Source organism: Curtobacterium sp. MCBA15_013 (assembly GCF_001865095.1).
Taxonomy (GTDB): domain Bacteria; phylum Actinomycetota; class Actinomycetes; order Actinomycetales; family Microbacteriaceae; genus Curtobacterium.
Genome location: NZ_MJGQ01000034.1, coordinates 111,679 through 122,525, shown reverse-complemented (window position 1 = coordinate 122,525; position 10,847 = coordinate 111,679). Strand labels below are relative to the sequence as shown.

Below are 10,847 nucleotides of genomic sequence, written 5' to 3'. Positions count from 1 at the left end.
CCGCGCCTCCCGTCCGTCGCCACGCACGCGCGCGACGGCAGCCCGCCCGACTACGCCGCCGGCGTCTCCGCCGGCGCCTTCGACGCCCCGTACACGGCCGTCAGGATGCTCTCCACCCACTGGATGAGCGCAGCGTCCGGCAGGGTCTCACCGTGCGGCTTCGGCAGCGGGATGCTCGCCGCGTCCTGCTGCGGGAACCACCGGGCGCCCGGGAACATCCGCTTGAGCCGCACCTGCGCCGAGTCGGCGAGCTCCTTGCCCGCGACGCGCAGGTTCGACCCCATCACGACGACGTCGGAGAGCCCGACCTGCTGCGCCATCCGGCGGAGGCGCGAGACCTCGACCAGGGTGAGCACGGCCTGCGGCGGCTGGCCGTACCGGTCGGTGAGCTCGTCGAGGACCATGTCGATGCCCTCGGCCTGCGCCGCGGGGGCGGAGGCGGCGGAGAGCTTCTGGTACGCCTCGAGCCGGAGCCGCTCGGACTCGACGTAGTCGTCCGGGATGTGCGCGTCGACGGGGATCTCGAGCCGGAGCTCGGTCTGCCCCTCGGCGACGTCCCCGCGGAACTGCGAGACGGCCTCGCCGATCATGCGCAGGTAGAGGTCGAACCCGACGCCCGCGATGTGGCCGGACTGCTCCCCGCCGAGCAGGTTGCCCGCCCCGCGGAGCTCGAGGTCCTTCATGGCGACCTGCATGCCCGCGCCGAGCTCGTTGTTCGCGGCGATGGTCTCGAGGCGGTCCTGGGCGGTCTCGGACAGGGGCTTCTCGGCGTCGTAGAGGAAGTACGCGTACCCGCGCTCACGCCCTCGGCCGACACGACCGCGCAGCTGGTGCAGCTGCGACAGCCCGTACTTGTCCGCCTTGTCGATGATGAGCGTGTTCGCGTTCGCGATGTCGAGACCGGTCTCGATGATGGTGGTCGAGACGAGGACGTCGAACCGGCGCTCCCAGAAGTCGACCATCACCTGCTCGAGCGTCGACTCGGACATCTGCCCGTGCGCGACGGCGATGCGGGCGTCCGGGACGATCTCGGCGAGGTGCGCGGCGACGGACTGGATGTCCTTCACGCGGTTGTGCACGTAGAACACCTGCCCCTCGCGCAGGAGCTCGCGGCGGATGGCGGCGGCGACCTGCAGGTCGGACTGCGGCCCGACGAAGGTGAGGATCGGGTGGCGGTCCTCGGGTGGGGTGGCGAGGGTGGACATCTCGCGGATGCCGGTGACCGCCATCTCGAGCGAACGCGGGATGGGCGTCGCGGACATCGCCAGGACGTCGACGTTCGTCTTGAGCTTCTTGAGCTGGTCCTTGTGCTCGACGCCGAATCGCTGTTCCTCGTCGATGATGACCAGGCCGACGTCCTTGAACTGGATGCCCTGCGACAGGATCCGGTGGGTGCCGATGACGATGTCGACCGTGCCGTCGGCGAGGCCCGCGATGGTCTCCTTCGACTCCTTCTCGGTCTGGAACCGGCTGAGGGCGCGCAGGTGCACGGGGAAGCCGGCGAAGCGCTCCTGGAAGGTCTCCATGTGCTGGCGCACGAGCAGCGTCGTGGGGACGAGCACGGCGACCTGCTTGCCGTCCTGCACGGCCTTGAACGCGGCGCGGATCGCGACCTCGGTCTTGCCGTAGCCGACGTCGCCGGAGAGCAGGCGGTCCATCGGGATCGGCCGCTCCATGTCGCGCTTGATCTCGTCGATGGTGGTGAGCTGGTCGGCCGTCTCGGCGAACGGGAACGCCTCTTCCAGCTCGCGCTGCCACGGCGTGTCCGGGCCGAACGCGTGCCCCTTCGACGCCATCCGCGCGGAGTAGAGCTTCACGAGGTCGACGGCGATGTCGCGGACGGCCTTGCGCGCCTTCGACTTCGCCGAGGCCCAGTCCGAGCCGCCCATCTTCGACAGGGTCGGGGACTCGCCGCCGACGTACCGCGAGAGCTGGTCGAGCTGGTCGGTGGGCACGAAGAGCTTGTCGCCCGGGTACCCGCGCTTCGACGGCGCGTACTCGAGCACGAGGTACTCGCGCTGGGTCTTCACCGCGTTGCGGCCGCCGGAGCTCACCTCGCGCGAGACGAGCTCGACGAACTTGCCGATGCCGTGCGTGGCGTGCACGACGACGTCCCCGGGCTTGAGCTGCAGCGGGTCGACGACGTTCTTGCGCCGGCTCGCGAGCTTCTTGACGGTGCGCGCGCCCTGCTGGACGCTGCGGCCGTAGAACTCGGCCTCGCTGAGGACCGCGATGCGCGGATCCGGGGTGGCGAAGCCGTGCTCGACGGTGGCGGTCGTGACGACGGCGACGCCGGGCTCGGGAGGCGCGGTGACGGTTTCGGCACGGGCGGCGACCCCCGCGTCGGCGAGCACCTGCACCGCCCGTTCGACCAATCCCTGGCCCTGGGCGGTCACCACGACGGCCCACCCGTCGTCGGTGAGTTGCTTCACGTGCGCGATCGCACCGTCCGCGCTGCCGGCGAAGCTCGGGATCGCCTCGGCCCGGACGCGGATGTAGTCGCCCGCCTCGGCCACGGCTTCGGCGTCGGTGAGCACGCGCTCGGCGTCGCCCTCGTCCAGCCCTGAGTCGAACGGCGAGACCGTCCACCAGGTGCGCTGCCCGCGGCCGTTCTTGAGCTGCTGGACGGTGAGGAAGTTGCCGGCGTCGAGGTCGATCGGCGCCTGCGCACCCGCGACCGCGGCGCTCCAGGCGGCCTGCAGGAACTCGGTGTTCGTCTCGGCGAGGCTGTGCGCGCGGCCGCTCACCCGCTCGGGCGAGAACACCGCGATGACGGAGTCGTCCGGCAGGTAGTTCGTGACCGGCACGAGGTCCTGCACGAGCGCGGGGGCGAGGGACTCCATGCCCTCGACCGGGATCCCCTCGGCGATCTTCGCGAGCATCTGGGAGAGGTTCGGGAACTCGTGCAGCATCTCGCGCGCCCGCTGCCGGACGTCGTCGCTCAGCAGGAGTTCGCGCGAGGCCGTGAGCTCGACGGAGCCGAGGTCGTCGTCGGTGGTGCGCTGGTCGGCGACGGAGAAGGCCTTGATCGCCTCGATCTCGTCGCCGAAGAAGTCGACGCGGACCGGGTGGTCGGCCGTCGGCGGGAAGACGTCGAGGATGCCGCCGCGCACGGCGAACTCGCCACGGCGGGTGACGAGGTCGACCCGGGCGTACGCCATGTCCACGAGCTGCCCGGCGATGGTGCCGAGGTCGTTGCCGCGGGACTCGGTGCGGAGGGCGATCGGCGCGAGGGAGGTGAGGTTGCCCGCGATCGGCTGCAGCGCCGCTCGGACGCTCGCCACCACCACGGTCGTGCGGCGCTGGGCCGCAGGGGCGTCCTGCCACGCGGCGAGCTTCCGGAGGGTCGCGATGCGCGTGCCGACGGTCTGCGCGCTCGGGCTGAGCCGTTCGTGCGGCAGGGTCTCCCACGCGGGGAACTCGAGGACCTCGGCATCGGGGAGGTAGCTGCCGACCGATGCGCGGACGGCCTCGGCCTCGCGCCCGGTGGCCGTGATCACGAAGACGCACTGCGGCCCGGTGCGTTCGGCCAGCAGGGCGCCGAGCAGTGGCACGCGCAGACCGTCGACGACCGAGAAGTCGGCGTCACGGGGTGCGGCACGGAGGACGCGATCGAACGCGGAGGCGCGCGAGAGCGCAGGGATGATGCCCGAGATCGTCACTCAGGAGATGGTACCGGCCACCACTGACACCGGCCGCTGTGTGCGCGACCGGCGAACGCACGGCACCGGGCAGCGCCGCTCAGGACGGAGCGTGCACGCGCTGCTGCGCGGCGAGGAGCCCGAGGTCCGCGATCGCCTCGACCGCGTCCGCCCCGTCCGCCAGCAGGTTCGGCAGCGTCTTCTTCTCGGTCGGCGAGAAGTCACGCAGCACGTAGTCGGCCGGGTCCTGGCGCCCGGGGGGTCGGCCGATGCCGATCCGCACGCGGGTGAACTCGTTGGTCCCCGTGGCCTTGATGATGTCGCGCAGGCCGTTGTGTCCGCCGTGCCCGCCACTGCCCTTCAGGCGGACGGTGTCGAACGGCAGGTCCAGCTCGTCGTGCACGACGACGAGGTCGGCCGGGGTGGCGTTGTAGAACCCGAGCACGCTCGAGACCGGGCCACCCGAGGTGTTCATGAACGACCCGGGCTTGGCGAGCACCAGGCGGGGTCCCCCGGGAACCAGGCGTCCCTCGGCGACCTGGTTCGGGGTCTTGTGCTTCTTGAACGTCGCGCCCATGCGGGCGGCGAGTTCGTCGAGGACCATCTGGCCGACGTTGTGACGGTTGCCCGCGTAGCCGGGCCCGGGGTTCCCGAGCCCGACCACGACGAGCGTCTTGCCTGTCATCAGCGTCGGCCAGATGTCCGCGAAGGGGTGTTACTCGCCGTCGACCGGGGCGGAGCCGCCCTCGGCACCGGCCTCGGCGCCCGCCTCGGCAGCGGCCTCGTCGGCGGCGTCGTCGTCGGCGGTGCCACGCGGGGTGACGATCGCGACGACGAGTGCCTCGGCGTCGGTCTCGAGCTCGGCGCCCTCGGGGAGCTGGAGCTGCGAGGCGTGGATCTGCGTGCCGTCCTCGAGGCCCTCGACGTCGACGACGACGTGCTCGGGGATGGAGGTGGCGAGCACCAGGAGCGAGACCGTGTTGAGGTCCTGCACGTGGATGGTGCCGGAGAAGGACTCGCCCTCGACGACGACGGGCACGTCGACCGTGACCTTCTCGCCGCGGCGCAGGACCACGAGGTCGATGTGCTCGATGATCTGGCGCACCGGGTCACGCTGGACGTCCTTGACGAGGGCGAGCTGGGCAGCACCCTCGATGTCGAGGTCGACGACCGCGTTGGCGGTGCGGACGAGCAGCATGGTCTCGTGGCCGGGCAGCGTGATGTGCTTCGGCTCGGTGCCGTGGCCGTAGACGACCGCGGGGATCTTGTCGGCGGCACGGAGCTTGCGAGCAGCGCCCTTGCCGAACTTGGTGCGGACTTCCGCTGCGAGCTTGGTGTAGTCGGCCATGGTGTCTCCTGGTCTCGGGGACGACACCGGGGTGCCGGCATCGTGGGGGTCTGTGGTGTTGCAACTCGAACGCGTGCACGCGTGAGGAACGTTCCCAAGCTGGGCCGGGTCTCCCACCGCGTCGATCACGGCCGCGCATGCGCGGCCCTCGCCGAAGTCAGTCACCGAGTCTAGCAGGACCGATCCGGGCGTGTCGCACCGTGCCCTGGACGTCGGTACAGGCGGCCTGGAGGCGCGGTGCGGGCCCGCACCGCGCCTCCAGGCCGCAGGTGGTCGCGTCAGTGGCCCGCCGCTTCGGCGCCCTCCGGCACCTTGAGGAAGGACAGCACCACGAACGCGAGCACGTAGAGGCCGACGAACGTCCAGACGACGCCGCCGGCGCCGCCCCAGGGCAGCACGGCGCTGACGACGGCGTTGCCGAGGAACGTCGCACCACCCGCTGCGGTGGCGTACATGGCCATCGCGGCGCCACGGCGCTCCTCGCCGGCGAAGGCGGGGACGATCGCGCCCATCGGCGTGAACCCGGCGAGCATGATGCCGAAGACGGTGCCGGCGGCGGTCGCCAGCCAGAAGCCCCACTCGGAGCCGGCCGGCACGAGGTGCGGGACGTACCACCAGGCGAGCAGGCCGATCGCCGAGGCGCCGATGCCGAACCACTTCACGGTGCGGATCCAGCCGATGCGGTCGCCGAGGGCGCCGAAGAACGCGTTGAACAGGATGTTGCCGGCGTAGACGATCACGGTCATCGTCAGCCACTTCGACTGGCCCCAACCGAGCTCGGTGCCGATGATCGCGGGCATGATCACGAACATGCCGAACTCCGGGGCGGTGTTCACGAGCCGGATGAGGACCGCGAGCAGGACCTTCGGGCGCTTGACGCAGACCTCGATGCCGCTCGCGATCACCCGGGCGGCGGAGTGCGAGCGCGGCGCAATCCGACCGAGGCCGGTGGGCTCGTGCACGCCGAACCGGACGATCGCCCAGCCGACCGCGACGAGGAGCAGCGACAGCGCCATCGACCAGGTCTCCCCGGTGTGGCCGCCGCCGAACGCGGGGATGGTGCCGATCGCGATGAGCGAGCCGAGCGTCGGCAGGCCGCCGGTGAACACGACGTAGAACCAGCCGACGGCGGTGGCGTTCCGCTCGCGGGCGACCGTGTGGTTCACCCAGCAGAGGAACGAGAACGCGAACAGCGGGAAGCCGAGGCCCCGCAGGAAGTACGTCAGCGCGATGAGGCCGACCGACCCGGTGGGCAGTGCCGCGAGGAACGCGACCTGGAACACGACCCAGAGCACGGCGCCGATGGTCATCACCCGGCGCGGGCCCCAGAGCTCCGACAGCACGCCGGCGAAGTACGACGCGACGAGGACCGCGACGCCGTAGAGGCCGATCACCATCGCGGCACTGTCGACCCCGCCGGAGCCGAGCGCCGCCGCGATGTGCGGGGAGATGAAGTTCGACTCGATGCCGTCGCCGGTCATGAAGACCAGGACGCCGAGGAAGCCCCAGCGCAGCGGGTGCGGGATGCCGAGGCGGGCGAGGAGTCCCTCGTGGGCGGCGGCGGCCGGCGGTGGCGCGGCGGTGCCGGACTCGGGAGCCGTGACGCCGTTCGGCGGCGTGAGGGTGGTGGTGCGGGCGGTGCGGGGTTCCGACATGTGTCGTCTCTCCTGGAGGGGCCCCGGAGTGCTCGACCCGGCATCGCGGCATGTCTCCGGGGTGCGCCGCGCGCCGTGCAGCACCTCTCCCGCGCAGGGGCTGCGGGTGGGGTGCTGCGTCGGCGATGATGCGAGTCCTGTACCCGGGCCGCCCGGTGCTGTCGTCGGGGCGGACCCGGCGGACCATCGCCGGCCCGAAGCATGGTGCCCGAGATTAGACCGCTCCAACGCAGTCCGTCAAGAACGACAACTGTTGGGTAACGATGTGGGCTCCGGGGCCGCTCGAGGGGTACTGGTCAGTCCACGTCGGACGGCGCCGCCGGTGCCAGGTCGCGGATGAACTCGTCGAGGTGCCGGTCGACCTCGCGTTGATCGGGCTCCGCCGCGCGCAGGACCGCGGCGTCCGAGGCCGTCACGTGCAGGAGCCGCTGCCACTCGGCGTCGTACAGCGCCTCGCCGTAGCCCGACGAGTCCTGGCAGGCGACGTCACGCTCGGCGATCGCGACCTCGGCGTCCTGCACCGGCGTCGACACCAGGTTCGTGCTGTAGTCCATCCGCATCGACTGCGAGGGCATCCCGCTCGGCGCTCCGGGCAGGTCGGGGACGTCGGCGTCCGCCATGCACGTCCGCCAGCGCGCCGCCGCGGCCACGACCGTCTCGTCGTCCCGCGCGGCCGTCCCGGCGAGGAACGTCAGGCGCTTCGCGGTCATCGAGGCGCTCTGCACGCTGCCGTCCGGGTCGGCGGTCCCGACGGTGCGTTCGGCCTGGCGGAAACAGTGGGTGACGGCGGACTGCGAGGCATCGGCGAAGGCGGCGTTCCGCTCCGGATCCCCACCCCACGCGCGGCGGCCGTCCCGGTTCGCCCCGGCGGTCAACGGCGCGTGGTAGCCCCGCGTCCGTGCGGTGTCCTCGTCGAGCGGGCGGGTCGACGACAGTGCCGGGGCCGGATTGCCGCGCTCGGGGGTCTCCGCCGCATCCGAGGCCGCTTCGAGGCCGTCGATGGTCGCCCACGGCGGCGGGAAGTCGATGCCCGCCTTCCGCAGGCACGGCTGCAGGACGAGGTCCTCGCCGTAGGAGGCCTTGTCCGACCCCGGCTGGACCCAGCCGTCCAACGGCATCGCCCACGTGGCGACGTCCCGCTCGACGGTCGGCTCGATCGCTCGGTCCGCCGGTTCGGGGAGGGCGTGCACGACGCCGGCGCCGAGTCCGACGAGCACGAGGGCGAGGGTGCCGGTCTTCGCGGCACGGATGGTGAGTCGCATGGTTCCCCCTAGGCGCGGACGAGGCCGCGTTCGTGTGCGGTGATGACGACCTGGATGCGGTTCCGGAGTCCGAGCTTCGTGAGCACCGCGCGCACGTGGGACTTCACCGTCGCCTCGCTGAGGAACACGGCAGCGGCGATCTCCTGGTTGCTGAGCCCCTTCGCGACGAGCAGGAAGACCTCCCGCTCGCGGGCGGTCAGGGCGTCGAGGACCTCGTCACGTCGGTGCGTCTCGACGGGCACGCCCTGGGCGCGCAGGAGGTCGAGCGCCTCGGCCTCGGTCGGCGCCGGGCGCCCCTCGTGCACGTCGCGGACCGTGGCGGTCACGACGTCCGGGAGCGCGTCCTTCGTGAGGAACGCCGCCGCCCCGCCCCGGAGTGCGGCGAGCACCGCGTCGTCGCGGCGGATCGTGGTGAGGGCGACCACCCGGGGCCGGTCCTCGCCGGTCGCAGCCAGCCGGGCGAGCGTCTCGATGCCGTTCAGCACCGGCATGCGCAGGTCGAGCAGGAGGACGTCGGGCTGCACGGACGCGCACAACTCCAGGGCCGCGGCACCGTCCCCCGCGGTCCCCACGCAGGTCATGTCGGGCTGTGCGTCCAGGAGCATCTGCATGCCCGACGCGAAGAGTCGTTGGTCGTCTGCGACCGCCACGCGGACCGGGGTCACCGGGCCGCCTCCAGCTCGCCGACGACCACCACGGGCAACCACGCGGTGACGACGAACTCGTGCTCCTCGTCGCCGGCCCCGGCCCGCAGCCACCCGCCGACGAGTCGCGCACGCTCCTGCATCCCCGCGATACCGGAACCGCGACCGTCCGCGACGACGAGCGGGACCGCCCCCGTCGACGTGACGACCACGCCGAGCCCGGGGCCCCGCCAGTCGAGGACGACCCGGACGGTCGCCGTGCGTCCCTGGTGCTTGAGCGCGTTCGTCAGGCTCTCCTGCACGATCCGGTGCACGGCGCCCTGCGCCGCCGGAGCGAGGGAACCGGGCTCGCCGTGCTCCTCGAGGACGGCGTCCATGCCGAGCTCGCGCATGTCGGCGACGAGGTCGGGCAGGTCCGTCAGCCCGTGCGGCGCGTCGGGTCCGGCGCCCTGGATCCGCTCGACGAGCGCCCGGACGTCGCCGAGCGCGGAACGGCTGACCTCGGCGATGTCCTGCAGTGCCCGGGAAGCGTGCTCGTCCCGCACCGCGATCGCCGCCGCCCCCTGCGCCTGCGACACCACGACGGCGAGCGAGTGCGCCAGCGAGTCGTGCACGTCGCGGGCGATCCGCGCTCGTTCCTGTTCGGCCCGCAACTCGGCGCTCGTGACCTCGGTCTCGTGCTCGGCCCGCGCCGTGCGGACCCGGGCGAGGCCGATCCGCCACGTCGCGCCGATCGCCACGCCGACCGCCCAGGCGATCCCGCTGCCGCCCGCGATGGTCAGCGCGATGAACACCAGGTCCGACCGGGTACCGGCGGTGGACCCCGTCCACGTCGCCCACACGTCCTGGTCCGCCGCGGAGGCCACCACCATCGCCCAGGCAGCGGCAGCGCTGCCGACGCCGAGCGCCGGGATCGCGAGCCACCGCAGGAGGTCGGAGCGTCCCGCCCCCACGATGCCGGCGACGATCGCGATGGCGAGGTACTCGGGCCACACCGTCGCCTCGGGTCGGGCGAGCAGCCGCAGCGCCTGCAGCAGTGGCACGCCGGCGATCATCCCGAGCGCGGTCGCCGGCATCCAGGCCGCGAGCCCGATCGCGACGGCGAAGGCGACGAGGACGACGACGTGGTCGGGGTCCGTGCGGCTGGCCTCGGCGACGAGCCACAGCACGAGGTAGACGGCCCCGGCGATCGGGGCGACGAGGTGCCGTGCACGGCGACGGAGGAAGAAGCGCATGCGGCCGAGCGTAGGGGCGGTGTCCGGCGGGGAGCGAGCGCTGGAGGCGGCTTTCATCCGAGTGGATGAGGCTCAGCCAGTGGTCAGCGGCCGACCTCGCGTCGGTGGTGCTGGGCGGCCGCGAGGAGCTCGCGGGCTCGGTCGCTCGTGGTCTCGGCGTCGTCGCGGGCGTGCCCGAGTCGCGTGACCTCGGCGGTGGCCTCGGCGAGCTGGCGTTCGAGGTCGGCCCGGCGGTCCTCGGCGCTCGCGAGGGCTTCCTCGGCCGCGTCGAGTGCGGCGTCGGCGTCGCGGGACTCCGTCCGTGCGGCCGTCTCGGCCTCGCGCGCTGCGCGGCGTTCGGCGGCCGGATCGGGCTCGGCTGAGGAGTCCGGGGCAGGCTCCGGCTCGCGGTCCGTCGTACGGTCCGGCTTGCGGTTGGGCTCGTGGTCCGGCTTGCGTTCGCGCTCGCGGTCCGGCTTGCGTTCGGGCTTCCGGGAGGCGCGGGTCGTCCCCGCCGCGCGTCTCCCCTCCGTGATGGGGATCGGCGCCGCGCCGCTCCCCGACCACGCATCGGGCACCGCATCCGGGTCGGCGAGCGTCCCGTCGAGGTCCACGTCGTCGAACCCGGCGCTCTCGAGCGCGCGGACGAGGAGCCCGGAGCGCACCGCGGCACCGGCGTGCGGGTCCGCCATCGCGGCCTCGATCGTCGCCCGCACCTGGTCGAGCACGGCCGGCGTCACCGGGTGCCCGGCATCGGACGCGAGGTCGGCACCGGCCTGCGTGAGCGCGTCGACCACGCCCGCTCGCTGACGCCGGAGCTTCCGGATGACGGCCGGGTCGGCGTCCGCCTGTGCCTGCCGGATGGCGGGTCCGAGGTCGACCGCTTCGTCCAGGGCACCCTCGTGCGCCAGCAGGTCGATGACCCACGCGGCCGGCGCGGGCTTCCGGAGGCCGCCGATCGCCGTCGCGAGCGCACGGTCGTCCTTCCGGACCGCCCGCTGACGCGCGGTCCGCTCAGCGACGAAGTCCGCGGGCGCGACGAGGAGCAGTTCCCTCGCCACGTCCGCGAACCCCATGCGGCCC

At 72.7% G+C, this 10,847-nt stretch carries 8 protein-coding genes; all 8 read right to left on the bottom strand.

Going from position 1 to position 10,847, the window contains the following annotated elements:
* Positions 1-50: 50 nt before the first annotated feature.
* Positions 51-3,662, bottom strand: coding sequence for a transcription-repair coupling factor (mfd, locus tag BIV01_RS13520; protein WP_071303156.1), 3,612 nt, complete (start codon positions 3,660-3,662; stop codon positions 51-53).
* Positions 3,663-3,741: 79 nt separating this feature from the next.
* Positions 3,742-4,326, bottom strand: coding sequence for an aminoacyl-tRNA hydrolase (gene pth, locus BIV01_RS13515; RefSeq protein WP_071303155.1), 585 nt, complete (start codon positions 4,324-4,326; stop codon positions 3,742-3,744).
* Positions 4,327-4,356: 30 nt separating this feature from the next.
* Positions 4,357-4,989: a 50S ribosomal protein L25/general stress protein Ctc gene (locus BIV01_RS13510; RefSeq protein WP_070416780.1), complete on the bottom strand. Its 633-nt coding sequence runs from the start codon at positions 4,987-4,989 to the stop codon at positions 4,357-4,359.
* Positions 4,990-5,267: 278 nt separating this feature from the next.
* Complete coding sequence (locus BIV01_RS13505; RefSeq protein ID WP_083414031.1) at positions 5,268-6,644, bottom strand: RbtT/DalT/CsbX family MFS transporter; 1,377 nt, start codon at positions 6,642-6,644, stop codon at positions 5,268-5,270.
* 296 nt (positions 6,645-6,940) lie between these two features.
* Positions 6,941-7,906, bottom strand: a complete 966-nt coding sequence (locus BIV01_RS13500) for a hypothetical protein (protein ID WP_071303154.1) — start codon at positions 7,904-7,906, stop codon at positions 6,941-6,943.
* An 8-nt stretch (positions 7,907-7,914) separates the two neighbouring features.
* A complete protein-coding gene (locus BIV01_RS13495; protein ID WP_254791838.1) occupies positions 7,915-8,571 on the bottom strand; it encodes a response regulator transcription factor in 657 nt (218 codons plus the stop codon).
* Positions 8,568-9,785, bottom strand: a complete 1,218-nt coding sequence (locus tag BIV01_RS13490; RefSeq protein WP_071303153.1) for a sensor histidine kinase — start codon at positions 9,783-9,785, stop codon at positions 8,568-8,570. The genes BIV01_RS13495 and BIV01_RS13490 overlap by 4 nt, the downstream gene beginning before the upstream one ends.
* Before the next feature lie 83 nt (positions 9,786-9,868).
* A complete protein-coding gene (locus tag BIV01_RS13485; RefSeq protein WP_071303152.1) occupies positions 9,869-10,840 on the bottom strand; it encodes a hypothetical protein in 972 nt (323 codons plus the stop codon).
* Positions 10,841-10,847: the final 7 nt, after the last annotated feature.